Below are 24,816 nucleotides of genomic sequence, written 5' to 3' on the forward strand. Positions count from 1 at the left end.
TGCATAGAATTGCTCTGGTGATTATAAATATATGGGTAAGGCGATGAACGCCAGAATAAACGCCAAGCAGGGATTGCCGGTCGCCATCCAGTTGATCACGCTTTTTCTGCTGGCCTATTTACTGTCCCTGCTGGGTATTTTTACACGTCCAATAGGTTCGCTTTCTCTGTTTTGGCCGGTGAATGCGATTTTACTCGGTCTATTATTACGCAAACCGGCCTATGCCAGCCCTGCGGGGTGGTTGATCACCTATCTGGGGATGATCGCCGCCGATTTGACCAACGGCGAAAGCCTGTCGCTGGCGCTGTGGTTGAATGCCTGCAATATGTCCCTGATTGCTACCGGTTACGGTGTGATGCTGCTGTTGCCGCAGTCGCAGCGCCGAATGGGCAAACCTCAGGCGATCCTCTATATGTTCACCGCCAGCCTGAGCGGTGCGGCAGTGGCATCGACACTGTCGATACTGCGCAATGACAGCCTGTACAACAACACGGCGATTATCGCCTGGCTGGCGTGGTTCAGCGAACAGTTCTCGACCAACCTGCTGTTGCTGCCGGTATTGCTGGCCGCCCCGCGGCTTAAACAACTGCTGCGCCTGCAGATCAATTGGCAGCTGCGTGCCAGTATGCCGCTATTGGCGCTGCTGTTTTCACTGGTATTTAGCGTGTATATCGGCGGGCCGGGGGCGATTGCTTTTCCGATCCCTGCGTTGCTGTGGTGCGCGGTCCGCTATCAGTTGTTCACCGTGACGCTGCTGACATTGCTAACCGGCATGACCGAGATCAGCAGCATTTCGGCTAACCTGATGCTGTATGAAACGCCGAACAACCATAATGCCTACCTCGATACGCTGATGTCAGCCCGTCTGGGCATTGCCATGTTGGTCATGGGGCCGCTGATCCTTTCCAGCTCAATCGCGGTTAACCGTAAGCTGCTGCGGCGCCTGGAGCACAGTGCCAATCATGATTTCCTTACGGGCGTCTTGGCGCGTAATGCACTGACACGTAAGGCCGGTGAAATGCTGGAGCACAAATATAAATCGAAAGAAGCGGTGTCGCTGCTGTTGATCGATATTGACCACTTTAAACAAATCAATGATACCCACGGTCATTTGGCCGGCGATCAGGTGTTGGCTTCATTCGCACACATTGTCAGGCGCGAACTGCGTCACGATCAACTTTTTGGGCGTTTGGGCGGTGAAGAGTTTGCCATTATGTTGCCGCGCGCGCTGGCGGCGCAGGGTGTGGCGTTGGCGGAGCATTTACGGCAATTGGTGCAAAAAACCGAGTTGTATCCTGGTGGCAAGGTCCCGCTAAAAATCACTATCAGCGTTGGCGTCGCCAATCTGGCGATGAATGAGGTGAAATCGCTGGAACAGCTGATGAATATGGCAGATATCGCGCTTTATCGCGCCAAGTCGCAGGGGCGTAACAGGGTGGAGTCGTTTAATGTGATCAGTGGCAACAGCGTGGACCACATTCTGTTTAAATAAAGGCGTCAGTTCTGCTTGGGTTCAAACTCGGTGCCGCAGTTTGGGCAGATCAGCATGACTTTTTGCCGCAGCATCGAGCACTTTTGAGTCGTCACATAGGCGCATTTCGGGCAGGCGATTTGGGTTGAGCGGTTGATGAAACCTTTAACACTGCTGGTATCAGACATAATAAATGGCCTGTGTCAGGTGAAAACCCACGCTAACACAGGTGATATCAAATTGCTTTGAATGTTTTTTATACGCCTGGAAAGGGATTACAGGCTTTTAAGCACTTTCAGCGTTTCGTCCATGTCGATCTCGTGCTCGGAGAAGGTATGGGTGTCGTTCTGGAAGGTGGTGATGGTCAGCATGCGCAGCGTTTGCATGGTCTGGGACGCGTCCTCAGACTGCGGGCGGATGCGGTTCATCAGCAGGCCAACCGACAGCACGGTATTTTCTTTATCCACGTCCGCTTTCACCGGCACTTCCTTGGTGAAAGTATTAAAGGATTTGATGCTGGTGATTTTGATTCTTTCGTTGGCGATGATGATGTACTTGCTCGACGCCAGCACCTTGACCGAAAATGCCGACGGGCCTTTGGTGTTGTTGGTCGGTTCGAAAGTCACCGCCGCGTTTTTCTTAATCAGCTCCGGGTTTTGCACTTTAATCACGTGAAAATAACGATTTTCCCCGTTCTCATCGGTAATAAAGCCGAAGCCTTTGTCTTCAAAAAAAGTCGTTATCTTGCCGTTCATCATCATTCTCATAAAGTCGTTCAATACAGTGCTTATGATAGCGCGGAATGCCTTGCAGTGACAGATTGCGTGCCCGGCATTTGATAATGCGATAACGGCATTTAGCCGCGTGGTGGCCGCATGCTATTTTCAGCCTGACTTTATTCATTTCTGAAAGGGAAAATCGATGGGAATTAAACGGCTTAACCACGCGGTGTTGTATGTCAGTGACGTGCAGCAAAGCGCTGACTTTTATCATCAGGTGCTGGGATTCAAGCTCAAACCTTCAGGCAGCCCCGATAAAGCGGTGTTTACCCAGGCGGCCGATTCGGATAATGATCACGATTTGGCGCTGTTCAGCAAGAACCTGGGGCAGCAGCGGGCCGGTGTTTTTCGCGCCAACGGTGAGCCGCCGGCGGAAAACGAACCTCCGGCCGGGTTGTATCATCTGGCCTGGGAAGTCGATAGCCTGGACGAACTGGAGCGCATTCGCGATCAATTGGCGCAGCGGGGCATTCTTGGGCTGGAGGAAGACCATGGCGTGCACAAGAGCATTTACGGTCACGATCCAGACGGACTGTTGTTTGAAGTGACCTGGTTTATTCCGTCAGCGTTGCAGACAGAAGAAGATCGCAACCAGCGCGGCATCAAACCGCTGGATTTCGTCGCCGAAAAACGCCGTTTCGCGCAGGCATGATAGAACGGGGCGCCGTTGGGCGCCCTGCAGTTACAGAACCTTATTGAGAAAGTTGACGGTGCGGTGATGCTGCGGATGGTTCAGTACCTGTCGCGCATTCCCCTGTTCGACGATTTGCCCATCGACCATAAAGACAATCTGATCCGCCGCTTCGCGCGCAAAGCCAATTTCATGGGTCACCACCACCAGCGTAACTCCCAGATCCGCCAGTCCTTTGATGACGTCTAACACTTCACCAACCAGTTCCGGATCCAGCGCCGAAGTCGGTTCATCGAACAAAATCACCTTTGGATTCAGCGCCAGAGCACGAGCAATGGCGATACGCTGTTGCTGACCACCGGACAGGTGACGCGGGTAGGCATCCGCCTTGTGCCGCAGGCCGACGGTATCCAACAGTTGATAAGCGACCTCTTTGGCCTGGGCTCGCGAATAAATCTTATGTACCACCGGCGCTTCAACGATGTTTTCCAGGACCGTCAGGTGAGGGAACAGGTTGAAGTTCTGGAACACATAGCCAACGTTGATGCGCTGCTTGAGAATGGCGTTTTCTTTCAGCTCATACAGCTTGTCACCCTTGCGTCGGTAGCCGACGTAGTCGCCGTCGATACGGATAAAACCTTCGTCGACGCGCTCGAGATGATTGATGGCCCGCAGCAGGGTGGACTTGCCGGAACCTGAGGGGCCAAGAATGACCGTGACGGTTCCCGGCTGCAGCGTCAGGCTGACGTCGTCCAGCGCTTTATGCTTGCCGAAATATTTGCTCACGTTGCTGATCTCAATCAGGCCGCGGGCCGGTACCGGGACAATGTTGCGCACCGGCGCTTCGCGCAGGGCATAATAATCAATGGCTTCGGACATGGGATCCTCCTAACGTTTTAACCAGCCGGCCAGTTTCTGCCATGGCGTTGGCGGCAGTTCGCGGACCGCGCCCCGGGCGAAATAGCGCTCAATGTAATACTGAATGACCGACAGTGCGGTGGTGATGAACAGGTACCAAATCGTGGCGACCATCAGCAGTGGGATCACCTGCTGAGTGCGGTTATAGATCACCTGAATGGTGTAAAACAGCTCAGGCAGCGCCAATACGTAAACGATGGAAGTGCCTTTCGCCAGGCTGATGATTTCGTTGAAACCGGTCGGAACGATGGAGCGCAGCGCCTGCGGCAGAATGATACGAAAGGTGCGCCGATAACCCGGCAGGCCAAGCGCCGCCGCGGCCTCATGCTGGCCGTATTCCACGCCGAGAATGCCGCCGCGGATGATTTCTGCGGTATAGGCCGATTGCACCAGCGTCAGCCCCAGCACCGCCACGGAGAACTGGCTGAGAATATCGATGGTCGGATAGCTGGCGAACACCACCGAAGTAAAGGGAATACCTAACGAAATCGCATCGTACAGGTATGAAAAGTTATACAAAATAATCAGCACCAGAATCAGCGGCAGTGAGCGGAACAGCCAGATATACCCCCACGCCAGCGAGGCCAGCAGATAAGAGCGTGACAGCCGCGCCAGCGCCAGCAGGGTGCCGAAGATGATGCTGAACAGGGTGCCAAGCAGCGTCAGCAGCAGGGTCTGCCCCAACCCCGACAGCACCGCCGGTGCAAAGAACCACTCGGCGAATACGCCCCATTCCCAACGTTCGTTAGCCGCCACCGACTGGACGATGGCCGCCAGAATAAAGACTGAAAACAGCGCGCCCACCAGCCGTAGCGGGTAGCGTGCGGGAACCACTTTTAACACTTCTTGTTTGGACATTGCAGATCTCCTGAAACAGATAAAAAAGGGTTAAGAAGGGGGCTGCCCCCTAGGCAATCTTCCTTTCCGGCGCACAACAGAGTGCGTCCGCTGTTGTCAGGTTTTTGCGAAACGGCAGTCGGCCGTCGTAGGGCGGGCGGCTGTAGACCTCACTGTCGACGCTGGGATCGAACTGTGGCTGATAGCCGTTGCTCAAATACAGGCCCACGGCCTCCGGCTGGCGAAAGCCGGTGGTCAGATAGAGCTGACGATAACCCTGTTCCAGCGCCAGCGTTTCCAACTGTTGCAATACCCGCTGCGCCAGCCCCTGTCGGCGCAGGTCTGTTCGGGTCCAGATACGCTTGAGCTCGGCAGTTTGCGGATCGTAGCGTTTGAAAGCGCCCATGGCGATGGGCTCTCCGGCCCGCAGCAGCACGATAAAGGCACCCTGTGGTGGGGCGTACAGATCCAGCGTTTCCTGCTCCTGGTCACCAAAATAGTTGCCGTAGCGTCGGCGGTACTCGTCGAACAACCCTGCGATCACCGGTTCGATCAGCGGATCGTCCGGCAGCGTTTGGATAAAAACGTCATTTGCCATCTGTATGCTCCTAATCGCCCAAGCCCTGTGGGTTGATCTCCGAGTGCGGAATGCGTTCGACGCTCTCACCCCAACGATTCAATACCTGATCGTATTGCCCACCCTGGATCACCCCGTTCAGCGCTTCGTTCACTGCGTACACCAGGCCATTGCCTTTTTTGGTGGTGACGGCAATGTGCGCCACTTTTGGCCAGCCGCCGTCTACCGTGCCCGCCAGTTTGGTACGGCCATTGAGCGCAGCCTTGTAGGCACCCATCACATTGGGACCGAAATAAGCGTCGGCGCGGCCGGACTGGAGAGCCAGCGTGGCGGCGGCATCATCGGTGACGTAGACAGGCTGCAGCGGTTTCAGCCCTTGTTGTTGGTTCTGTTTGTCCCAGTCCAGCAGAATGGCTTCCTGGTTGGTGCCTGAGCCGACGATGATCTTCAACCCGGCGATGTCTTTGGCCTCTTTAATCGAAGTGATCTTGCCGCCCGATTTCACGTAGAAGCCGAGGGAATCGATGCGATAGGTGGCGAAATCAAAGCGTGTCTTACGCTCTTTGGTCACGGTGACGTTGGTGATGGCGGCGTCGTATTTGCCAGAGGCGACGCCCAGCGGCCAGTCTTCCCACGAGGTTTGCACCACGTTCAGTTCCAGGCCCAGACTGTCGGCGACCAACTGTGCGATGTCGGATTCGCTGCCAATCAACGTTTTATTGTCCGAGGCGAACAGCGCCAGCGGCGGGGTATTGAGCGCGGCAATCGCCACGGTGAACTTGCCCGGTTGCACGAAATGGAAACCTTGCGGCAGTTTGGCGATCGCCTGCGAGTTTTTAGCCACATGAATGCGGGTTTCATTGGCTTTTAAATCGATGCCGGTGCCGGCTGCCAGCGCCGTGCCGGCCAGGCTTAACGAAGCCAGGAGTGCGGCAACGGCGGTGACGGTAAAGGTATTTCGCATAGCAGCTATCCCTGAAAATAATATTATTGTTATTGGGTAAATTGGTTCAGTGGCTGCTTCAGGCCAAGGTGATCGCGCAGCGTGTCGCCGTTGTAATCACTGCGGAACAGGCCGCGTTGTTGCAAAATGGGCACTACGCGGTCGACAAAGTGGCTGAATGAATTTGGCGTACCGCCGCTGATGATGAAACCGTCGGCGGCCTGGGTGTCGAACCAGTTTTGCAGGCCGTCGGCCACCGCTTCCGGCGTACCGCCGAATACCGGACGTGGTGAGGCCGCCTCCAGCGCCACTTCACGCAGCGTCAGATTGCGCTCACGGGCGTTGCGTTTGATGGCGTCGGTGGTGCTGCGAAAGCTGTTTTGCCCCAGGTCGCCAATGTCTGGGAAGGGTTCATCCAGCGGGTGACGCGAAAAGTCATAGTGCTCAAAGTAGCGGCCCAGATAATTGAGCGCATTTTCGATGCTGACCAGGCGCGCGGTTTCCCAATACTGACGCTCCACGTCTTCATTATCGTCACCGACGATCACGCTGACGCCCTGGAAGATCCGCAGGTCATCCGGTTCGCGCCCTTGTTCCACCAACTGTTTTTTGACGTCCTGATAAAATGCTTGCGCCTGTTGTTGCGATTCATGATGAGTGAAGATGGCATCGGCGTGTTTGGCCGCCAATTGCTTGCCGTCTTCCGAAGCGCCCGCCTGGAACAGGATCGGACGGCCCTGCGGCGTACGGCCAATATTCAGTGGCCCCTGAACAGAGAAGAACTCTCCCTGATGGTTCAGGGTATGCAGTTTTCCGGCACTGAAAAATTCGCCGCTCTGCTTGTTGCGCACGAAGGCGTCGGCTTCCCACGAGTCCCACAGCCCTTTGGTTACGTCGAGGTATTCGCTGGCAATGCGGTAACGCAAGCTGTGTTCCGGATGTTCGGCGCGCGAGAAATTTTTCGCGGATCCTTCCAGTGGCGAGGTGACAACGTTCCAGCCCGCCCGGCCTTTACTCAGGTGATCGAGGCTGGCGAACTGGCGAGCCACGGTAAAAGGATCGCTGTAGGAGGTGGATAATGTGCCCACCAGGCCGATTTTGTCGGTCGCTGCGGACAGGGCGGCAAGCAGGGTTAGCGGTTCAAAACGATTGAGAAAGTGCGGGATGGACTTCTCATTGATATATAAGCCGTCGGCAACAAACACGAAATCCAATTTACCCTGTTCGGCTTTTTTCGCCGTGGCAATATTAAAATCGAGATTAATACTGGCGTCGGCGGTGGCATCCGGATGCCGCCAGGCAGACATATTTCCCGACGCGCCATGCAAAATGGCGCCAAGACGTAATTGCCGTTGATTATTCGCACTGTTGCTCATTGCTTTCACCCTGTTAAATGCCGGTGTGGCGCTCTCTTTAGAGCTCCACTATTGATTAGCGTCATCAGGATGTAAAACAACAAAACAGCATATTCAAATGTTGAAAATAGCAAATATAACGGTGAGGGAAATAATAAATCGCAGCGCAGAATACTCTACGCCGCGAAATAATAATCAGACAGGTTTACACGTTGCTGGTGGCTTTTTCCGGCACCGTGGTTAATTGTTGCAGCGTGCGCTCCGCCAACAGTTCGAAATATTGCGAAGCGGGGAAAATCGCCTGTTCATCCGGATTGAAACGCGGATGGTGCAGGCCGAACTCGCTTGCCGAACCGATGCTGACGAACACGCCCGGGACATGATGCAGATAAAGCGCGAAGTCTTCGCCGCCCATTTGTAACTCGGCTTCTTCCACCCGGTAACCCGCTTCGGCGGCGACGGTTTTGCTGAACGCTGCCCAGCGTGGGTCGTTAATGACCGCCGGTGGCCCGGCCTGCCAGCGCAATTCTGCTTCTGCGCCAAGCGAGGCTGCCACGCCGTTAATCACCTGGCGGATTTTATCCGGTACCTGACGGCGAACCGCATCACTGTGGGTGCGCACCGTGCCCTCCAGCTCTACGGTCTGCGGCAGAACGTTCCAGGTATTGCCGCCCTCGATACGCGTGACGCTCACCACCAGGGATTCCAGCGAACTGAAGCTGCGGCTGGGCAGGGTTTGCAATGCGGTAACGATCTGGCTGGCGGTGACGATGGTGTCGACTCCTTGCTCCGGCTTGGCAGCGTGCGCGCCCTTGCCGGTGATCAGAATTTGGAAACGATCGACGTTGGCGTAAAACGGGCCTGCTCGGGTGGCAAAGGTGCCGGTCGGCAATTCGGGGGCATTGTGCAAACCGAACACTGCCGCCACGTTATCCAGCGCACCGGCGTCGATCAGGTGTTGGGCACCGTTAAAGGTTTCTTCTGCCGGCTGGAAGAAAATACGCACCGTACCGGGCAGAGTCGCCTCACGCGCTTTCAACAAGTGCGCGGCGCCGAGCATGACCGACGTGTGAAAATCATGTCCGCAGGCGTGCATCACGCCGCTGTTTTGCGAGCTGAACGGCACGCCGGAAATTTCTTCGATCGGCAAGGCGTCAATATCGCCACGCAGCGCAATGATCGGCCCCTTGCCACTGCCGATTTCGGCCACTACGCCAGTCTTCAGCCCGAGCGGCAAAATACGGATACCGGCCTCTTCCAGCCAACGGGTGAGGCGGGCGGTCGTGGCAAACTCCTGGTTGGACAGCTCAGGGTTCTGATGCAGTTCACGGCGATAGGCGATGATTTTTTCGGCCAGTTGGCTGGTCATAGTCTTGGCTCACAGTGGTTAACAAGTTTTAACCCTAGTGCAGCGCGGCCGGAAGCAAAAAGACTATATGGTTATATTTCATAGCGATTGTGTCTGCATCACGCCGTCAATACGCATTGACGCCCCATCAAACAGGCGTTCGACCGCTGTTCGCTGGGGTTTAGAGAGGATTGGACTGCCCGTGGCGGCAATGGCCAAGGGGCTGGGTGGTTTACAGCGGGGGAGACGGATTTTTTCACTTTTTATCGTTTTTATGTGATCCAGGTTGTGGACAAAATCCCGTCTAATTGCTGTACTGTACTGGACACACGTTTTGTGTCTTACATTCACGTTAAAGGTAAGTTTGATGTCTAAGATTAAAGGTAGCGTTAAGTGGTTTAATGAATCCAAAGGCTTCGGCTTCATTACTCCGGAAGATGGTAGCAAGGACGTTTTCGTTCACTTCTCTGCCATCGCTAGCAATGGTTTCAAAACTCTTGCTGAAGGCCAGCGTGTAGAATTTGAAATCACGAACGGTGCCAAAGGGCCATCTGCTGCTAACGTTATCGCTATCTAAGCTACAGTAGCCGAAATTCTTAAAACCCGCTCTCAGAGCGGGTTTTTTATTGCCTTTTTACGACGATTTACGCCTGCGGTTTACGTACCAGCAGCTTAAACAGCAGGATGGCGATGGCATAACAGCCGACGATGGTTAGCGCCATCGACACGCTGGAGGTGCCGCCCAGGCCGGTAAGTGGCACGCTGCAGGCACCCAAAGCAAACATGCTCACGCCAATCAATGCGGAGGCGCTGCCGGCTTTGTCCCCTTGGCTTTGCATCGCCAAAGATGACGCCGTAGGGCCCACGATGCCGATCACCGCTACCGAGAAGAACAGCGGCACCAGCAATAGCACCAGCGGGGCGTGCAGGCTGGCAGCCAGCAACAGCAGCAGCGAGGAAACCGCAGCCAGCGTTAAGCCGCCTTTCAGCACCTTTCTTTCTCCCCAATGTATGCTCAGGCGACTGGATATTTGCGCCGAAATAATCAGCCCGACGCCGTTGATGGCGAAGCACAGGCTGAACATCTGCGGGCTGAGGCCGTAAATCTGTTGCAGCACGAAAGGAGAGGCGCCGATGTAGGCGAACATCCCGGCCATGACGAAACCTTGCGTCAGGCACAGGCCCATAAATTGGCGTTGGGTCAGCAAGCCGCCCAGCGACTGCAACATCGCCAAAATCCCGCCCTGGCTGCGACGTTCCGCGGGCAGTGACTCGCTGAGCTTCAAACTGGCTAGCGTAAACAGCAGCACTGCGATACCTGCCAGCACGCCGAAAATTCCTCGCCAGTCCATGAACTGCAGCATGGCTCCCCCCAGCACTGGCGCAACGATCGGCGCCAGGCCGTTAACCAACATCAGCAGGGCGAAGAACCGTGTCAGTTCATGCCCGGAATAGAGATCGCGGGCTATAGCGCGCGAAATGACGGCACCACCGGCCCCGGCCAGCCCTTGCAACAGGCGGGCAATCAACAACTGGTCGATATTCGGCGCCAACGCGCACCACAGTGACGCGAACAGCAGCAGCGCTAACGACACCAGCAGCGGACGCATGCGGCCGAGCTTGTCGCTGTAAGGGCCGAAAATCAGCTGGCCGACGCCTAACCCCAGCAGGCCGGCGGTCAGGCTGAGCTGTGCCGTGGCGGTAGAGGTATTCAGCTCTCCGGCCATCTCCGGCAGAGCGGGCAGGTAGAGATCGATGCACAGCGGCCCCAGTGAGGCGAGCAGGCCAAGCACGAGCGCGTACACCAGACGTTGTCTGGCTAATGGTCTGGTCATAAGGATTAAGGTTTCCTGAACAGGTGAGAGATAGCTTGTTGGTATAAGCCGTTCAGCAAGCTGACGTCGGCTTTTTGTGTGGTGAGTATGCGATAGCCGGTGCCTTCGCTTAATACGGCAATAAATTCCACCCTGGCGGCAATTTCCTGCTCGCTGAAATATGGGTAGAGCCGACGCAGGCTTTGGCAAACATGATGAAACAAGCGCGTTTCCGCATCGCTGAGCATTTTCGCCACCGTCGGGTTACGGGTGGCTTCAGCGGTCACTTCCAGCATCAGCATGTGATCGGTTTCAGTTTCGCCCGGTTGCTGAAACAGGCTGCGTGCTGCCAGAGTGCCGGCGATCAGGTTGATATGGTCGCCGAGATCTTCCAGGCGGCGCATTTTACTGGCGATGATGCGGTTGACGATTTCTTCGATGATGGCGTCTTTATTGTCGAAATAGCGGTAGATCTGGCCAACGCTCAGCTGCGAGGCATGCGCGATTTCCGCCATGCTGGCGGCGTGGAAACCGTGCTGGCGAAAGCAGAGTTTTGCGGCGTCGACAATCTGATCGCGGCGGGCCTGTACTTTAGCCTGCTTGCTGTCGCTGGTGGATATCATGTCCCGATCCTTTGCCAAGAAATGTGTTGTTCACCTTCTGGGTGTGAACGTTCATTCTCAATTGTAATGCAACAACGGCAATAGGCAATAGGGCAAGGGTAAAGGTGGGGAAGCGCTGTGGTTTAGGCGAACAGATATACCTTGATAAAGGCGACAACAACCAGCAGGCACAGCAGGGTTGCGGCAACTTCAGTGACGGTTCTTGGCAGGCTTGGCATCTGAGTTCTCATCCAGTTGGGGTGACTGGATGAGATTATGCGCACGGGAGATTAAGGAAACATTAAGGCAGCGAAATCACTTATTGCCCGTTGACCCAGATGACCAGCATAAATGCCAACAGGGTCATCGCCAGCGATCCCGCCAGGTTGAGCAGCATATTGCCCAACGCCCAGGCGAAACGACCATCCTGCAGCAAATACACCACTTCCAGAGAAAAGGTGGAAAAGGTGGTCAGGCCGCCGCAAAAACCGGTGGTGATCAGCAGTTTCCAGGTCGGATCCAGGTGTGTCATCCGGGTGAATATCGCCATAGCCAGGCCGATGATAAAACCGCCCAGCAGGTTCACCGCCAGCGTACCCAGCGGGATGTGTGCGTTTAGCGGGTTCATCTTCATGCTTATGGCCCAGCGCAGCACGCTGCCGACACCGCCGCCAATAAAAACTGCCAGTAAAGAACTCAACATGGTCGAAACTACCTTTCATTCAAGGGGAAATAAAACTCAGAAAGGTTCAGGCGTAACGCTACGCACCCCTCTGAGAGGTTACGTAGACATCATCAGCCTGTGAGGGCGGTTATGGAGGAATGTCATCTCCGTTGTTCGGCACGGCTGTTTGGCTGTGCATAGGGGATGTTACACCTAGCGCAGCCCGTTTTGTAGTAGCAAAAGTGACAGAAAAAGCGGAAGTCGTCACTCTGGGCGTCAATGGCCGGGTATGGCCAGCTCCAGGCGATTGCGGCCGTTGTTCTTGGCGCGGTACAACGCATTGTCTGCGGCTTTCAACCAGTCCAGATAGCCGCTCATCTCGCCGTGATAATCCGCAATGCCGGCGCTGATGTTGAGCCGCAGTTGCGGGGCTTCGCGAAAAATGACCTCATTGAGCCGTTCCTGAATGCGCAATAACGCAATGCTGGCCTGTTCGGCGCTGGTGTTGGGCAGCACTGCGCCAAATTCGTCGCCGCCGTAGCGTCCGACAATATCTACGGCGCGCAGACCAATTAACAGTTCTTCCGCCAGCACCGCCAGCGCTTCGTCCCCCAACGCATGGCCGAAGGTGTCGTTGATGGTTTTAAAGCGATCGATATCCATCAGGATCAGGGTTGCGGTGTGCTGATAACGGCGACAGCTGTCAAATTGATGATGCAGCAAATGCTCCCAGTGGCGGCGGTTGTACAACCCGGTAAGGCCGTCACGCATGCTGATGCGCAGCAGCTCCTGCTTTTTCTCCGCCAGCCGTTTGGCGGTGCGGTAGGTGACTAACCCCAGCAGTATCGGATAGAGGTAGATCATTGGCAGGCACAGGTAGACCTGCGACGCCGTACTTTCCGGCTGAAAGGGAAAGCCCATCAGGGCGCCGATCGTCAGAGCGCCGGCCAGTTGTGCTCCCAGGCCTTTGAAGAACAGCGGCTTACCCGCAGCGGCTATGTTGTTCATTCCCATCATCGATAAGATTACCACCGACGGCAAGGCGTTGAAGGCCATCATCGCCACCCACAGGCCGCCGAAAAACGAATCGATCAGCAGGTTACGGATTTCGGCCTTGAACGGCTGGGAGGAACGTCGTGCCCATTGATAGGCGAGGTGTGGCCAGATAAAGCCGTGCAAAATCAGCAGGACCCACAACCATGGGGCGGTGTTTTGGGTGTAGAAAACTGAAAATACGCACAGAGAACCTATGCCCAGGCCGACGATGCGCGGCAGATAGGTGCGTCTGGCAAAGCTAAGGCCGGATTTTCGGGTATCTATGACTGATGGCTTGTACATCCGGCAACTCCATGATGAGCAGGGTGACAGCGTACCACGCGGCTTCTAAACTCAGAATAGTCTGATTAATGTCCAGTGCGGATAAAATTGAGCCGTGGTGGGGATCTCACTCTGTTACATGTTGCTGTTGTCTTGCTCCGGAGAAAGTAGGTAAATACCCGCAGGCAAGGTTTGTTTTCTCGCTGCATTCGCAGCGCTATATGAATAAGAAGGTGAGTATGGAAGGGATCAGTATTACCAAACTTCTGGTGATTGCGGTGTTGATCATCTTGCTGTTCGGTACCAGCAAACTGCGCACGTTGGGCGCGGATTTAGGTGCGGCGCTGAAGGGCTTTAAAAAGGCCGTGGGCGACGATACCACCCCACCGCCAGCCAACACCGCAGAAAGCCAGGCCAACCCGCAGAGCGTCGAAAAGAAAGACGTTTAATCACGCTTTCTGCCAGGCAATAAAAAACGGATGCCGCGAGGACATCCGTTTTTTGCCGTTTCCGCAGGGGGAAACGTAACAAATCATTGCTGCGATTACTTCACTTCCATCCCTTTTGCCTGCAAATCGGCATGGTAGGAGGAACGAACAAACGGACCGCAGGCTGCATGGGTAAAGCCCATTGCCATCGCTTCTTCTTTCATTTCATCGAATTCGGCCGGGCTGACGTAACGCTGCACCGGCAGGTGATGACGGCTTGGCTGCAAATACTGGCCCAAGGTCAACATGGTGACGCCATGGCGACGCAGATCGCGCATGACCTCAACGATTTCCGCATTGGTTTCCCCCAGGCCGACCATCAGGCCAGACTTGGTTGGGATATGCGGATGCGCTTCCTTGAACCGCTCCAGCAGCTTCAGTGACCACTCGTAGTTAGCGCCCGGACGCACCTGGCGATAAACACGCGGCACGTTTTCCAGATTGTGGTTAAACACATCCGGCGGCGTTTCGGTCAGAATTTCCAGTGCGCGATCCATACGGCCGCGGAAGTCAGGCACCAGGGTTTCAATCTTGATGGTTGGGTTTTTCGCGCGGATGGCAGCGATGCAGTCGGCAAAGTGCTGGGCACCGCCGTCACGCAGGTCGTCGCGGTCAACCGAGGTGATCACCACATAGCGCAGGCCCATATCGGCGATGGTCTGAGCCAGTTTCTCCGGCTCGTTGGCATCCGGGGCTACCGGACGACCGTGCGCTACGTCGCAGAACGGGCAGCGACGAGTACAGATTGCGCCCAGGATCATAAAGGTCGCGGTGCCGTGGTTGAAACACTCAGACAGGTTCGGGCAGGAAGCTTCTTCGCACACCGAATGCAGACCGTTTTTACGCATTGCGGCTTTAATGCCCTGAATGCGCGTAGAGTCGGCAGGGAGTTTGATTTTCATCCACTCGGGTTTACGCAACAGCTCCTGCCGTTCGGTGACCACCGTTTTAATCGGGATCAACGCCATTTTGTCTGCATCGCGGTATTTGACGCCGCGTTCCATCTGAATTGGTTTACTCATAATCGTGCAGGTTCCAGTTACGAAGCTCGACCTTCGGGTAGCCGAGTAAATGAACAAATTCCTGTACCAGGACGGGGTGTACGTCTTCTATGCCGACGCCGGGCGCCAGCGCGCTGACCTGCGCCATCTGCATGCCGGCGTAACCGCAAGGGTTGATACGCTGGAAAGGGGTGAGATCCATGGCCACATTCAGGGCCAGGCCGTGGAATGAACTGCCTTTGCGGATCCGCAAACCCAACGAACAGATCTTTTGCTCCCCCACGTAAACACCGGGCGCATCCGGACGGGCACGCGATTCTATGTGAAAGTGGGCGAGGGTATTAATAACGGTATCTTCGATAGCCGTGACCAGTTGGCGAACGCCAACCTTGCTGCGTTTCAGATCGACCATCACGTACATCACCTGTTGCCCCGGCCCGTGGTAGGTTACCTGGCCACCGCGATCGCTCTGGATCACCGGAATGTCACCCGGCATTAACAGATGCTCCGCTTTACCGGCCTGGCCCTGAGTAAATACGGGCTGATGCTGAACCAACCACAGCTCATCGGGTGTGGCTTCGGTTCGGCGATCGGTGAAGTTGTGCATGGCTTGGGATACAGGCTCGTAGGGCTGCAACCCCAGCTGACGCAAAATGATCTTGTCTGGTTGCAAAAGAGTCATCGTCAGGTTACAGAAGTGGTAAAGCCATTATACCGGGCGCTCTGGCCCGCGACCAGCATTTATACCCTTCATGCTTGAAGCTGCCTCTGTGTTGGCCACGCTTTCTCACCCGAATCACTTACTTAAGTAAGCTCAGCGGGATTCGGCCGCTTGCCGCCTTGATGCAGCTCCAATCATTTTGGGATAGCTGACCCAAAATGCGCAACCCGGGCAGAGGATGCTCTGGCCCGGGTTGAAAAGCAGAGGATTGTGCTGGAATTACAGCACCATGCGGACAATTTCAAGGTTGCCCAACTCATCATATAAGGTTTCCACCTGGTCAATATGGGTGGCATTGATGGTGATGGACACGGAGTGGTAATTGCCTTTGCTGCTAGGTTTAACCTGCGGGTTATAGTCCCCAGGAGCGTGGCGCTGCACCACTTCAACCACCTGGTCTACCAGCTCGGGTTGTGCCAGGCCCATTACCTTGTAGGTAAATGAGCAAGGGAATTCGAGCAGTTCGTTCAGTTTAGTTTTCATGTGCGCTCCAGAGTGCGGCTATCGATATAGCGAGTCTATAAATTATAACTCCCGCCGGAGCGGGAGTTAATGTTAATCAGTATATGGGGGCAATTTTGCCCATTTCAACTGTTAACCGAACCAGTGGTGGAACATCAGTTTGATGTAATCGACGATACGGCTGAAGAAACCGCCTTCTTTCACTTCGTTCATCACTACCAGCGGACGCTGGTCGATGGTTTTACCGTCCAACTGGAAGTTGATGCTGCCGACAACCTGGTTTTTAGCCAGTGGCGCATGAATTTCCGGGGTGTTCAGCACGTAGCTGGCTTTAAGATCTTTCATGCGGCCGCGTGGGATGGTCAGGTAAACGTCTTTGTCTACGCCCAACTCAACGCGATCTGCATCGCCGAACCAGACTGGCTCAGACGCAAACTCTTTGCCTACTTTCAGTGGCGCAACGGTTTCGAAGAAGCGGAAGCCCCAGGTCAGCAGTTTCTTGCTCTCGGTTTCGCGGCCCTTGTAAGTACGACCGCCCAGCACTGCGGAGATCAGACGCATCTGGCCTTCGGTCGCAGAAGCCACCAGGTTATAGCCCGCGGCGTCGGTATGGCCGGTTTTGATGCCGTCCACGTTCAGGCTGGTATCCCACAGCAGACCGTTACGGTTCATCTGGCGGATATTGTTGAAGGTGAACTCTTTTTCTTTATAAATCGCGTATTCGTCCGGCACGTCGCGGATCAGCGCCTGGCCGATCAACGCCATATCGCGTGCGGAGCTGTACTGACCCTGTGCGTCCAGGCCGTGTACCGTTTGGAAGTGGGTGTTCTGCAGGCCCAGCTTGCTGACGTAGGTGTTCATCAGGTTAACGAATGCGTCCTGGCTGCCGGCCACGTAGTCGGCCATGGCCACGCAGGCGTCGTTACCTGACTGCAGGTTGATGCCGCGGGTCAGCTTGGAGACCGGTACGCGGTCGCCAGGCTTGAGGAACATCAGGGAAGACCCTTTGAATACCGGGTTGCCGGTTGCCCAGGCGTCTTGACCTACGGTCACCAGATCTTCCTGGCCGATTTTGCCTGCTTTCAGCGCTTGACCGATGACGTAGCTGGTCATCATTTTTGTCAGGCTGGCAGGGTCACGGCGCGCATCGGCGTTCATTTCCGCCAAAACTTTACCGGAATTGTAATCAATCAGGACGTAGGATTCCGCATCGATCTGCGGCACGCCTGGGATCATGGTCTTGATATTAACGTCATCGGCATGCGCAACGGTGGTTGCACTCATCGCGATAACGGTGCCGAGCGCTATGCTCTTGATTAAGCGAAAAGAAGTTACTTGTTTCATGATCGAGACTACAACATCCATGAGGGTAAAGTTAAAAAACGAGCCACACTATAACAGATGAGATCCTGGCAGGCATTAGTCAATCCTCTGACTTATCACGCTTTACAAGCTTTTGCTGAAAGAAAATGTTTCAGCTAAAAATCAGCTTATCGGTCGCGATTGCCCGCCGGTCTATGTTTAGGGTGCGGCAGTGACAAAAGATTGTTGCTGCGCTTCAGTGGCCAGGCGCTGCTGCAGCTGAGCCGCTTGCTGACGGTCGCTGAACGGGCCGAGCTGTACGCGGTAGACGCTGCCGTTGGCGGCAACTTTACCCGGTACGCCGAATTTTTGGCTCAGGCTTTGCTGCCAGCTTTGCGCGCGCTCGGCACTGCTCAGCGCGCCGACCTGCACCACATAGCCGCCTGTTGAAGAGGCACTGCTTGCTGCAACGGCGGCGGTCGCGGCGACCGGTGCGGCAATGGCGACGGGTTCAGGCTCTGAGCCTTCCAACACGCCGGCCGGTACGGCGCTTGGCGCGCCGAGGAAGCCGCTGCGGCTATTGCCGGCGCTGCTTGCCGGAGCCGCGTCGCCGGTGTTCAGGCTGCTGTTGTCAATCGGGCGCACGGCGGCACCGCTGGCTACTGGGACGTCCTGTTGAATGGGAGTTCCCATGCTGCTGGAGCCCAGATCCGGGCGAGCGGGCAGGGCATAGCTTTGTTTGGCGACGGTAGTGCCGATGGTGCCAGGGCCACTGAGGGTGCCATCCGGGGCAACGTTGATGAAATCAACCTTGACCTTGGTGTTGTTGGACAGGTTCAGACGATCGGCGACGGCTCGCGACAAATCGATGATGCGACCTTTGGTGTAAGGCCCGCGATCGTTAACGCGCACTACCAGTTGGCGACCGTTGGCCAGGTTAGTCACGCGTACGTAGCTTGGGATCGGCAGCGTCGGGTGTGCGGCGGTCAGGCCGTTAGGATCAAACTGTTCCCCCAGCGCGGTGGTATTCCCCCTGGCTTCTTCGCCATAGGAACTGGCCAGACCGGTCTGCGAGAAGTTCTGAGGATCTTTTACAATGCGGTAAGTGTCGCCATTAACCTTATAATCCTGCAGGTTATTAGGGTTATAGGGTTCATATTGAGGCTCTACGCCACCGATTTCCACCACCGGTCCGTTATACGGCTGCTGCGGCGGCGCTTGCTGTTCCGTGGTCGGGGCGGTACAGGCGGAAAGCAATACCGCGACTACGCCGACCCAAAGCCATTCCTTACGCATTACTCACCTCTTATAAACTTTTAGACATCATTTTCCGATGCGTGTGGATCGACATGATAATGCCGAACCCAGCCATAAGCACAATCAGCGCCGAACCCCCGTAACTGACCAGAGGCAAAGGTACGCCAACTACCGGTAAAATACCACTGACCATACCAATGTTAACAAACACATAAACGAACAAAATCAGCATCAGCCCGCCGACCATCACTCGGCCGAAGGTGGTTTGCGCCTTGGCGGCGATCATCAAACCGCGGATTATCACCAGCAGGTATAGCGCCAGCAGCACCAGTACCCCGACCAGCCCCAGCTCCTCGGCCAGCACCGCAAAGATAAAGTCGGTGTGGCGTTCCGGCAGAAATTCCAGCTGTGACTGAGTACCATGCAGCCAGCCTTTACCGGACAGACCGCCTGAGCCGATGGCAATTTTCGACTGAATAATGTGGTAGCCGGCGCCAAGGGGGTCGGTTTCCGGATCGAGCAGCATCATAACGCGGTCGCGCTGATAGCCGTGCATCAGGAAGAACCACAGCACCGGGATAAAGGCCGCCAGCAGCACGGCGGCTACGGCGATCAGCTTCCAGCTCATGCCGGAGAGGAATAGCACGAACAGGCCGGAGGCGGCGATCAGAATCGAGGTACCCAAATCCGGCTGTGCGGCAACCAGCAGCGTAGGCAGGAAAATCAGTACCAGCGCAATCGCCGTATTCTTCAGCGAAGGGGGGCAGACGTCGCGGTTCATAAAGCGCGCTACCATCAGCGGTACCGCGATCTTGGCGATCTCGGACGGCTGGAAACGCACGAAGCCGAGATCCAGCCAGCGCTGGGCACCTTTACTGATCTGGCCGAAAGCGTCTACCAAAATCAGCAGTATCACGCAGAAAATATACAGATACGGTGCCCAGCTTTCATAGACCCGCGGCGGGATTTGCGCCATGACGGCCATGACGATCAACCCCATGACAATCTGGCCGATCTTGCGCTCCATCATGCCGATGTCCTGGCCGCTTGCGCTCCACATCACGAAAGCGCTGTAGACCAGCAGGGCCAGAATTAACAGCAGGAATGTGGGGTCGATATGGATTTTGGTCCAGATCGACGCTTTTTGTTGGCTTTCAGTCATGTTCTACCTTAATCACCTTCTACACCAGGCGGCAGCGGAGCCGCGTCCGGTAATTGCGTATTGTTGTCGCCCAGCAAGATATGGTCGAGGATCTGACGAGTGATCGTCCCGACCGCTGGACCGGCACCGCCGTTTTCCAGAATGATGGCGACCGAAACCGTCGGATTATCGAAGGGAGCGAAGGCCGTCATCAGTTTGTGGTCACGCAGGTGCTCTGCGAGTTTGTGGGCGTTATAGGTTTCGTAACCGAATACCTGTGCGGTCCCCGATTTCGCCGCGGCTTTGTATGGCGTACCTGCAAAGTACTTGCGTGCCGTCCCATTTGGGCGGTTGGCCACGCCATACATGCCGTCTTTGGCAATTTCCCAGAAGCCGGAATGAATATCGCCGATCTGCGTGCTCTCTTCCTGCTGGAAAGGCACCAGCACGCCATTGATACGGGTGCTCTGCAGCAGGTGCGGCGTTTTGACGTTGCCGTCGTTAATCAGGGTGGTCAGCGCCTTGGCCATCTGGATCGGCGTCGCCGTCCAATAACCCTGGCCGATACCTACCGGAATGGTGTCCCCCTGATACCAGGGTTTTTTATAGCGCTTGAATTTCCAGTCACGAGTCGGCATCAGGCCGGAACGCTCTTCTGACAGATCGATGCCGGTATATTCGCCGTAACCGAACTTGGTCAGCCAGGTTGAAAGGCGATCGATGCCCATGTCGTAAGCGACCTGATAGAAGAAGGTATCCGCGGACTCTTCCAACGCTTTGGTGACGTTCAGGCGGCCGTGGCCCCATTTTTTCCAGTCGCGGAAGCGTTTTTCCGAGCCGGGCAATTGCCACCAGCCGGGATCGAAGACGATGGTGTTCTTGGTGATCACCCCGGCGCTGAGCGCCGAAACGGAAATATACGGCTTCACCGTGGAGGCGGGTGGGTAGAGCCCTTGCGTGGCACGGTTGATCAGCGGCCGGTTCGGATCGTTGAGCAGCCCCTGGTAATCCTTGCTGGAGATGCCGTCGACGAACAGGTTCGGGTCATAGCTGGGGTTGGACACCATAGCCAGAATGCCGCCGGTGCGCGGATCGCTCACCACCACTGCCGCACGGCTGCCCACCAGCAACTGCTCGATATAGCGCTGCAGGTTGAGATCCAGCGTCAGATAGACGTCTTTGCCGGCGGAAGGCGGTTGCTCATGCAATTGGCGGATCACCCGGCCACGGTTGTTGACTTCAACCTCTTCGTAGCCGGTTTTGCCATGCAGGGTTTCTTCGTAATAGCGTTCGATGCCCAGCTTGCCGATGTCGTGCGTCGCAGCGTAGTTGGCCAGCTTGCCGTCTTTATCCAGGCGTTCGACGTCACGGTCGTTGATCTTCGACACGTAGCCGATCACATGGGTCAGGGCGGAGCCGTAAGGGTAATAGCGACGCTGGTAGCCTTTGACCTCTACGCCGGGGAAGCGGAACTGGTTAACCGCAAAACGCGCCACCTGCACTTCACTCAGGGCGGTTTTCACCGGGATAGAGACGAAACGGCGCGAGCGCTTGCGCTCTTTTTCGAAGTTGGTGATGTCGTCATCGGTCAAATCGACCACCGAACGCAGCGCCTGTAGCGTGGCTTTCAGGTCATCGACCTTTTCCGGCATCAACTCCAGTTGATAGATGGTGCGGTTGAGCGCCAGCGGAGTGCCGTTGCGATCGTAAATAATGCCGCGGCTGGGCGCGATCGGCACCAGTTTGATGCGGTTTTCGTTGGAGCGGGTGCGGTAATCCTCAAAGCGGACGATTTGCAGGTTATACAGATTGGCGATGAGGGTGCCGGTCAGCACCAGGATGACCAAGAACGCCACCAGGGCGCGGCGTACAAACAGGGCGGATTCGGCCGTATAGTCGCGAAAAGGGTTACGTTCTATTTTCATCCCGCTGCTTTATTTCACTCTGTCACTATTACCACCGGTTATTCCCGGTGGTAAGGATGATTTGTTGTAATGCTCCAGGCGCGATAGAGGCTTTCAGCCACCAGCACGCGCACTAAAGGATGCGGTAATGTCAACGGTGAGAGCGACCAACTCTGTTCGGCGGCAGCCTTACACGCCGGGGCCAGCCCTTCCGGGCCACCAATCAGCAGGCTGACGTTGCGGCCGTCCTGCTTCCAGCGTTCGAGTTGTTGCGCCAACTGCGGCGTTTCCCACGGCGTACCGGGAATATCCAGCGTGACAATGCGATTGCCTTTGCCTACCGCAGCCAGCATCTGCTCGCCTTCCTTTTCCAGAATGCGTTTGATATCGGCATTCTTGCCGCGCTTGCCCGCCGGGATTTCGGTCAGCTCAAACGGCATGTCTTTCGGAAAGCGGTGCAGATAATCCATAAAGCCGGTCTGCACCCAGTCTGGCATTTTAGTGCCGACGGCTACCAGTTGCAGTTTCACCGCTTAGCTCCAGAGTTTTTCCAGCTCGTACAACTGACGGCTCTCTTCCTGCATCACGTGAACGATCACGTCACCCAGGTCGACAACGATCCAGTCGGAGGCTTCCTGGCCTTTCATGCCGAACAGTTCCATACCGGCGGTGCGGGCTTCCTGCACCAGGTGGTTGGCGATCGACATCACGTGACGGGTAGAGGTCCCGGTGCAGATGATCATGCAATCGGTGATGCTGGATTTGTCTTGTACATCCAGAGCGATAATGTCTTGGCCTTTCAGGTCATCAATTTTATCGATGACGAAATCTTGGAGCGCTTTACCTTGCAAAGGTTCCCCCTCGGGTGTGTTCTGTTCATTCGACTGCGGCGGGCAACTTGCCCGTTTTGCGGCCTGAATCAATGATAAGTCGGCAGGATGCCGCTGAAAGCCAGCTGGTGACTGCCCGGCCAGCTAAGGATTCCGGGGTTTTCAGCGAATACCTGAAAAATAGCGGCGCAGTATATCACGCGGCTGTTGCTAGCGATATAAACCCTGTAACTCGATATAGCGCTGTACTGAACGCGGCAACAGGTCGTCACAGTTGAGTCCCTGATGGCGGCGCTGACGAATTTCCGTGGCCGAAATCTCCAGCTGTGGCGTATCGGCCAGATAAATAAATCCGTGAGGATGCCGGCTGAGCTGGGCGGGATCGCTCACCTGATGTTGCTCCAGCCACTGCTGTAACTCAGGCGTATCCATGCGATCGTTGTAACCAGGGCGAGCGAGCACCAGCAGATGACAGGTATCCAGCAGCGACTGCCAGCGGTGCCATTTGTGCAGCGTCAACAGCGAGTCCTGGCCAATGATAAACGCCAGAGGCAAGGCGGCGCCACGTTCTTTACGAATGGCTTCCAGCGTCTCGATGGTATAGGAAGGGGTGGTGCGATGCAGTTCACGATCGTCAACAGCAAACAGCGGGTTACCGGCAATGGCCAATTCCACCATTTTCAACCGTTGCTGAGCGTTCGCTTCGGGCTGAGGGCGGTGCGGCGGAACATGGTTCGGCAACAGCGTAACCCGGTTCAGACCAACCTCTGCGGCCAGCGCTTCCACCGGCCGCAGATGCCCGTAATGGATAGGGTCGAAGGTGCCGCCAAACAGGGCGTGCAGAACGGGAGTGCCTTGCGGATTAGTGGACATCTGAAAAACTCGTGGCCAGAGGTTTGCCGCACAGCAGCATCGACAGGGTTTCCAATTCAGACCAGACCGACTGGCCGTAATCCTGCTTAAGGGTGATTTCTATCTGCGCCAGCAGATGAACCGCTTGCCGCAGCTGGGCGCCGGACAGCCGTTGCAATGCCTGAGTTACCAGGTTACGGCGGTTTTGCCAAACCTTGTATTGATCGAACAGCGTACGCAAAGGCACTGTCGCCATGCGGCGTTGCAGGTTGAGCAACTGCAGCAGTTCCCGTTGCAGGGTTCGCAGCAGGATCACTGGCTCGACATCTTCCTGCTGCATCTGCTGCAGGATATGCCAGGCGCGTTTGCTTTTTCCGGCCAACAGGGCGTCCAGCCAGTGGAATGGCGTGAAGTGGGCTGCATCATTTACCGCCAGTTCAACGCGCGGCAGCGTGAGTTTGCCATCCGGGTGCAGCAACGACAGCCGCTCCAGCGCCTGCGACAGCGCCAGCAGGTTGCCTTCGTAGCAGTAACACAGCAGTTGGTTTGCCGCGTCGTCCAGTTCCAGCTTCAGGGTTTTGGCACGTTGGGCGACCCAGCGGGGGAGCTGCGCCTGTTCCGGCGTCTGGCAACTGACGTAAGCGCCGTGCGGGCTGAGCGCCTTGAACCAGGCACTGTTTTCTTGCGCTTTGGTCAGGCGTGGCCCACGCAGCATCAGCAAAATGTCGTCATGCAGCAGTGCGGCCAGTTTGATCAACTGTTCGCCGATCGGTGCCGTCGGCCCGTTCTCAGGGAAGATCAGCAGCAGCGTCTGACGGCTGGCGAACAGGCTCATGGCCTGGCAGATGCTGAAGATGGCATCCCAATCGGTATGGGCGTCGAGCGAAATGCTGTAATGCTCGGTGAACTGCTGCTCTTGGGCCGCGTGGCGGATCAGATCCTGGCTTTCCTGCAGTAACAGCGGCTCGTTGCCGGTCAATAAATAACAAGCGCGCAGCCCCTCTCGGAGCTGCGCGGCAAGTTGTTCAGGGTAAATACGAATCATTGATCTACGCGACTTGCCGCTTTTTCACCGGCGGCAGCGGCTTTCTGTTGGGTTTCTTCTTCCGCAGCGTGCACCGTCAGCAGCTTACGTACCAGCTGTTGGGCGGCCTGCTCGCGCATTTCCTGGCGAATAATGTCCTGTTCGGAATCTTTTGCCAATGCGGTCAACGGGTTATCGAAGAACGAACGGAAAACTTTAACGTTTAGCGGATACAGATCGTGACCCGGGATCAGCACCTGTGCCTGAACGGTCAGTACCATTTGGTACTCAGCGGTTTTACCGTCCTGGAAGATAGAGGCGGTATCCTGGCTCTCCGTGGCGCCAATGATGCGCAGGGAAGGGAGATCCTTACGCTTGGCATCCTTGACGATGGTCACGTCGCTGAGACGTAACTGCTCACGCACCGCGCGGGTCAGCGGACCATAAGGGTCCGAGCTGTCCAGCAGCAGCGTCTTCATTTCCGAAGGGACCTGCGTGGTACCACGCAGGTGAAAACCGCAGCCGGCGGTGACCAGCACCGCCAACCCCAGCAACAACGTCAGAATACGATGTCGCAC

28 protein-coding genes and 1 riboswitch are annotated in these 24,816 nt (G+C 56.0%); of the genes, 4 read left to right on the forward strand and 24 right to left on the reverse strand.

What is annotated here, in order from left to right; all coding sequences use genetic code 11:
* Positions 1-43: 43 nt before the first annotated feature.
* Entirely contained in the window at positions 44-1,492 is a 1,449-nt protein-coding gene (locus tag H0S68_RS05595; RefSeq protein ID WP_116691177.1) for a GGDEF domain-containing protein, read from the forward strand.
* A 5-nt stretch (positions 1,493-1,497) separates the two neighbouring features.
* Here H0S68_RS05595 and H0S68_RS05600 read toward each other — a convergent pair whose 3' ends face one another.
* Both H0S68_RS05600 and H0S68_RS05605 read right to left on the reverse strand, forming a co-directional pair.
* Positions 1,498-1,659 (reverse strand): YnfU family zinc-binding protein, encoded by a 162-nt coding sequence (locus H0S68_RS05600; RefSeq protein ID WP_020825597.1) that lies wholly within the window; start codon positions 1,657-1,659, stop codon positions 1,498-1,500.
* 87 nt (positions 1,660-1,746) lie between these two features.
* Positions 1,747-2,226 (reverse strand): cold-shock protein, encoded by a 480-nt coding sequence (locus tag H0S68_RS05605; protein WP_410529448.1) that lies wholly within the window; start codon positions 2,224-2,226, stop codon positions 1,747-1,749.
* Between the two features lie 166 nt (positions 2,227-2,392).
* On the opposite strand from H0S68_RS05605, the gene H0S68_RS05610 reads away from it, so the two are divergent.
* On the forward strand, positions 2,393-2,902 hold the full coding sequence (locus tag H0S68_RS05610; RefSeq protein WP_020825599.1) for a VOC family protein: 510 nt from the start codon (positions 2,393-2,395) through the stop codon (positions 2,900-2,902).
* A gap of 30 nt (positions 2,903-2,932) precedes the next feature.
* Here H0S68_RS05610 and H0S68_RS05615 read toward each other — a convergent pair whose 3' ends face one another.
* The 6 genes from H0S68_RS05615 to H0S68_RS05640 form a co-directional block, all read right to left on the reverse strand.
* A complete protein-coding gene (locus tag H0S68_RS05615) occupies positions 2,933-3,760 on the reverse strand; it encodes an amino acid ABC transporter ATP-binding protein (RefSeq protein WP_020825600.1) in 828 nt (275 codons plus the stop codon).
* Between the two features lie 9 nt (positions 3,761-3,769).
* Positions 3,770-4,657, reverse strand: a complete 888-nt coding sequence (locus H0S68_RS05620) for an amino acid ABC transporter permease (protein WP_020825601.1) — start codon at positions 4,655-4,657, stop codon at positions 3,770-3,772.
* Between the two features lie 49 nt (positions 4,658-4,706).
* Positions 4,707-5,234: a GNAT family N-acetyltransferase gene (locus H0S68_RS05625; RefSeq protein WP_020825602.1), complete on the reverse strand. Its 528-nt coding sequence runs from the start codon at positions 5,232-5,234 to the stop codon at positions 4,707-4,709.
* Between the two features lie 10 nt (positions 5,235-5,244).
* Positions 5,245-6,177 carry an ABC transporter substrate-binding protein gene (locus tag H0S68_RS05630; RefSeq protein ID WP_410529223.1) on the reverse strand — a complete coding sequence of 311 codons (933 nt, stop codon included), beginning with the start codon at positions 6,175-6,177 and terminating at the stop codon, positions 5,245-5,247.
* A gap of 29 nt (positions 6,178-6,206) precedes the next feature.
* Entirely contained in the window at positions 6,207-7,532 is a 1,326-nt protein-coding gene (locus H0S68_RS05635; RefSeq protein WP_020825604.1) for an LLM class flavin-dependent oxidoreductase, read from the reverse strand.
* Positions 7,533-7,716: 184 nt separating this feature from the next.
* Positions 7,717-8,880, reverse strand: coding sequence for a M20 peptidase aminoacylase family protein (locus H0S68_RS05640; protein WP_122077571.1), 1,164 nt, complete (start codon positions 8,878-8,880; stop codon positions 7,717-7,719).
* Positions 8,881-9,226: 346 nt separating this feature from the next.
* On the opposite strand from H0S68_RS05640, the gene cspE reads away from it, so the two are divergent.
* On the forward strand, positions 9,227-9,436 hold the full coding sequence (gene cspE / locus H0S68_RS05645) for a transcription antiterminator/RNA stability regulator CspE (protein ID WP_002210315.1): 210 nt from the start codon (positions 9,227-9,229) through the stop codon (positions 9,434-9,436).
* A 67-nt stretch (positions 9,437-9,503) separates the two neighbouring features.
* Here cspE and H0S68_RS05650 read toward each other — a convergent pair whose 3' ends face one another.
* The 4 genes from H0S68_RS05650 to H0S68_RS05665 all read right to left on the reverse strand — a co-directional run bounded on the left by H0S68_RS05650 (position 9,504) and on the right by H0S68_RS05665 (position 13,277).
* Positions 9,504-10,694 carry a multidrug effflux MFS transporter gene (locus H0S68_RS05650; protein ID WP_020825606.1) on the reverse strand — a complete coding sequence of 397 codons (1,191 nt, stop codon included), beginning with the start codon at positions 10,692-10,694 and terminating at the stop codon, positions 9,504-9,506.
* A 5-nt stretch (positions 10,695-10,699) separates the two neighbouring features.
* A complete protein-coding gene (locus H0S68_RS05655; RefSeq protein WP_020825607.1) occupies positions 10,700-11,296 on the reverse strand; it encodes a TetR/AcrR family transcriptional regulator in 597 nt (198 codons plus the stop codon).
* A gap of 298 nt (positions 11,297-11,594) precedes the next feature.
* Positions 11,595-11,978, reverse strand: coding sequence for a fluoride efflux transporter CrcB (gene crcB / locus H0S68_RS05660; protein WP_020825608.1), 384 nt, complete (start codon positions 11,976-11,978; stop codon positions 11,595-11,597).
* A 76-nt stretch (positions 11,979-12,054) separates the two neighbouring features.
* A riboswitch (Fluoride riboswitch) is annotated at positions 12,055-12,117 on the reverse strand.
* Between the two features lie 98 nt (positions 12,118-12,215).
* Positions 12,216-13,277, reverse strand: coding sequence for a diguanylate cyclase (locus tag H0S68_RS05665; protein WP_201895649.1), 1,062 nt, complete (start codon positions 13,275-13,277; stop codon positions 12,216-12,218).
* A 218-nt stretch (positions 13,278-13,495) separates the two neighbouring features.
* Between H0S68_RS05665 and tatA the strand changes: the two genes are divergently transcribed.
* Positions 13,496-13,705 (forward strand): Sec-independent protein translocase subunit TatA, encoded by a 210-nt coding sequence (gene tatA, locus H0S68_RS05670; RefSeq protein WP_020825610.1) that lies wholly within the window; start codon positions 13,496-13,498, stop codon positions 13,703-13,705.
* A 95-nt stretch (positions 13,706-13,800) separates the two neighbouring features.
* Here tatA and lipA read toward each other — a convergent pair whose 3' ends face one another.
* From lipA to lptE, 12 genes are all read right to left on the reverse strand, one after another.
* Complete coding sequence (lipA, locus tag H0S68_RS05675; RefSeq protein WP_020825611.1) at positions 13,801-14,766, reverse strand: lipoyl synthase; 966 nt, start codon at positions 14,764-14,766, stop codon at positions 13,801-13,803.
* Positions 14,759-15,427 (reverse strand): lipoyl(octanoyl) transferase LipB, encoded by a 669-nt coding sequence (lipB, locus tag H0S68_RS05680; RefSeq protein WP_020825612.1) that lies wholly within the window; start codon positions 15,425-15,427, stop codon positions 14,759-14,761. Before lipB ends, lipA begins: the two co-directional genes overlap by 8 nt.
* A gap of 258 nt (positions 15,428-15,685) precedes the next feature.
* A complete protein-coding gene (ybeD, locus tag H0S68_RS05685; RefSeq protein ID WP_020825613.1) occupies positions 15,686-15,949 on the reverse strand; it encodes a DUF493 family protein YbeD in 264 nt (87 codons plus the stop codon).
* Positions 15,950-16,060: 111 nt separating this feature from the next.
* Positions 16,061-17,272, reverse strand: a complete 1,212-nt coding sequence (gene dacA, locus H0S68_RS05690) for a D-alanyl-D-alanine carboxypeptidase DacA (protein ID WP_020825614.1) — start codon at positions 17,270-17,272, stop codon at positions 16,061-16,063.
* Positions 17,273-17,449: 177 nt separating this feature from the next.
* Complete coding sequence (gene rlpA / locus H0S68_RS05695; protein WP_130015899.1) at positions 17,450-18,526, reverse strand: endolytic peptidoglycan transglycosylase RlpA; 1,077 nt, start codon at positions 18,524-18,526, stop codon at positions 17,450-17,452.
* Between the two features lie 10 nt (positions 18,527-18,536).
* On the reverse strand, positions 18,537-19,649 hold the full coding sequence (gene mrdB, locus H0S68_RS05700) for a peptidoglycan glycosyltransferase MrdB (RefSeq protein ID WP_020825616.1): 1,113 nt from the start codon (positions 19,647-19,649) through the stop codon (positions 18,537-18,539).
* 8 nt (positions 19,650-19,657) lie between these two features.
* Positions 19,658-21,553: a peptidoglycan DD-transpeptidase MrdA gene (gene mrdA, locus H0S68_RS05705; protein ID WP_020825617.1), complete on the reverse strand. Its 1,896-nt coding sequence runs from the start codon at positions 21,551-21,553 to the stop codon at positions 19,658-19,660.
* Positions 21,554-21,591: 38 nt separating this feature from the next.
* On the reverse strand, positions 21,592-22,062 hold the full coding sequence (rlmH, locus tag H0S68_RS05710; protein ID WP_004949595.1) for a 23S rRNA (pseudouridine(1915)-N(3))-methyltransferase RlmH: 471 nt from the start codon (positions 22,060-22,062) through the stop codon (positions 21,592-21,594).
* A 3-nt stretch (positions 22,063-22,065) separates the two neighbouring features.
* Positions 22,066-22,383: a ribosome silencing factor gene (rsfS, locus tag H0S68_RS05715; RefSeq protein ID WP_020825618.1), complete on the reverse strand. Its 318-nt coding sequence runs from the start codon at positions 22,381-22,383 to the stop codon at positions 22,066-22,068.
* 189 nt (positions 22,384-22,572) lie between these two features.
* Positions 22,573-23,235 carry a nicotinate-nucleotide adenylyltransferase gene (gene nadD, locus H0S68_RS05720; RefSeq protein ID WP_048759491.1) on the reverse strand — a complete coding sequence of 221 codons (663 nt, stop codon included), beginning with the start codon at positions 23,233-23,235 and terminating at the stop codon, positions 22,573-22,575.
* Positions 23,225-24,259 (reverse strand): DNA polymerase III subunit delta, encoded by a 1,035-nt coding sequence (gene holA / locus H0S68_RS05725; protein ID WP_130015901.1) that lies wholly within the window; start codon positions 24,257-24,259, stop codon positions 23,225-23,227. Before holA ends, nadD begins: the two co-directional genes overlap by 11 nt.
* Complete coding sequence (gene lptE, locus H0S68_RS05730) at positions 24,256-24,816, reverse strand: LPS assembly lipoprotein LptE (protein WP_020825621.1); 561 nt, start codon at positions 24,814-24,816, stop codon at positions 24,256-24,258. Before lptE ends, holA begins: the two co-directional genes overlap by 4 nt.

The sequence above is a fragment of the Serratia sp. AXJ-M genome, assembly GCF_046531865.1.
In the GTDB taxonomy this organism is placed as follows: domain Bacteria; phylum Pseudomonadota; class Gammaproteobacteria; order Enterobacterales; family Enterobacteriaceae; genus Serratia; species Serratia liquefaciens.

What these genes read in the sequence shown, in the direction of transcription:
- crcB (WP_020825608.1), bottom strand. Translation starts at nt 11,978, where the DNA reads ATGTTGAGTTCTTTACTGGCAGTTTTTATTGGCGGCGGTGTCGGCAGC.
- H0S68_RS05630 (WP_410529223.1), bottom strand. Translation starts at nt 6,177, where the DNA reads ATGCGAAATACCTTTACCGTCACCGCCGTTGCCGCACTCCTGGCTTCG.
- H0S68_RS05655 (WP_020825607.1), bottom strand. Translation starts at nt 11,296, where the DNA reads ATGATATCCACCAGCGACAGCAAGCAGGCTAAAGTACAGGCCCGCCGC.
- rlpA (WP_130015899.1), bottom strand. Translation starts at nt 18,526, where the DNA reads ATGCGTAAGGAATGGCTTTGGGTCGGCGTAGTCGCGGTATTGCTTTCC.
- H0S68_RS05600 (WP_020825597.1), bottom strand. Translation starts at nt 1,659, where the DNA reads ATGTCTGATACCAGCAGTGTTAAAGGTTTCATCAACCGCTCAACCCAA.
- H0S68_RS05620 (WP_020825601.1), bottom strand. Translation starts at nt 4,657, where the DNA reads ATGTCCAAACAAGAAGTGTTAAAAGTGGTTCCCGCACGCTACCCGCTA.
- dacA (WP_020825614.1), bottom strand. Translation starts at nt 17,272, where the DNA reads ATGAAACAAGTAACTTCTTTTCGCTTAATCAAGAGCATAGCGCTCGGC.
- cspE (WP_002210315.1), top strand. Translation starts at nt 9,227, where the DNA reads ATGTCTAAGATTAAAGGTAGCGTTAAGTGGTTTAATGAATCCAAAGGC.
- H0S68_RS05665 (WP_201895649.1), bottom strand. Translation starts at nt 13,277, where the DNA reads ATGTACAAGCCATCAGTCATAGATACCCGAAAATCCGGCCTTAGCTTT.
- H0S68_RS05650 (WP_020825606.1), bottom strand. Translation starts at nt 10,694, where the DNA reads ATGACCAGACCATTAGCCAGACAACGTCTGGTGTACGCGCTCGTGCTT.
- lipB (WP_020825612.1), bottom strand. Translation starts at nt 15,427, where the DNA reads ATGACTCTTTTGCAACCAGACAAGATCATTTTGCGTCAGCTGGGGTTG.
- ybeD (WP_020825613.1), bottom strand. Translation starts at nt 15,949, where the DNA reads ATGAAAACTAAACTGAACGAACTGCTCGAATTCCCTTGCTCATTTACC.
- lipA (WP_020825611.1), bottom strand. Translation starts at nt 14,766, where the DNA reads ATGAGTAAACCAATTCAGATGGAACGCGGCGTCAAATACCGCGATGCA.
- H0S68_RS05625 (WP_020825602.1), bottom strand. Translation starts at nt 5,234, where the DNA reads ATGGCAAATGACGTTTTTATCCAAACGCTGCCGGACGATCCGCTGATC.
- mrdA (WP_020825617.1), bottom strand. Translation starts at nt 21,553, where the DNA reads ATGAAAATAGAACGTAACCCTTTTCGCGACTATACGGCCGAATCCGCC.
- tatA (WP_020825610.1), top strand. Translation starts at nt 13,496, where the DNA reads ATGGAAGGGATCAGTATTACCAAACTTCTGGTGATTGCGGTGTTGATC.
- H0S68_RS05610 (WP_020825599.1), top strand. Translation starts at nt 2,393, where the DNA reads ATGGGAATTAAACGGCTTAACCACGCGGTGTTGTATGTCAGTGACGTG.
- mrdB (WP_020825616.1), bottom strand. Translation starts at nt 19,649, where the DNA reads ATGACTGAAAGCCAACAAAAAGCGTCGATCTGGACCAAAATCCATATC.
- nadD (WP_048759491.1), bottom strand. Translation starts at nt 23,235, where the DNA reads ATGTCCACTAATCCGCAAGGCACTCCCGTTCTGCACGCCCTGTTTGGC.
- H0S68_RS05595 (WP_116691177.1), top strand. Translation starts at nt 44, where the DNA reads ATGAACGCCAGAATAAACGCCAAGCAGGGATTGCCGGTCGCCATCCAG.
- holA (WP_130015901.1), bottom strand. Translation starts at nt 24,259, where the DNA reads ATGATTCGTATTTACCCTGAACAACTTGCCGCGCAGCTCCGAGAGGGG.
- H0S68_RS05615 (WP_020825600.1), bottom strand. Translation starts at nt 3,760, where the DNA reads ATGTCCGAAGCCATTGATTATTATGCCCTGCGCGAAGCGCCGGTGCGC.
- H0S68_RS05635 (WP_020825604.1), bottom strand. Translation starts at nt 7,532, where the DNA reads ATGAGCAACAGTGCGAATAATCAACGGCAATTACGTCTTGGCGCCATT.
- H0S68_RS05605 (WP_410529448.1), bottom strand. Translation starts at nt 2,226, where the DNA reads ATGAACGGCAAGATAACGACTTTTTTTGAAGACAAAGGCTTCGGCTTT.
- H0S68_RS05640 (WP_122077571.1), bottom strand. Translation starts at nt 8,880, where the DNA reads ATGACCAGCCAACTGGCCGAAAAAATCATCGCCTATCGCCGTGAACTG.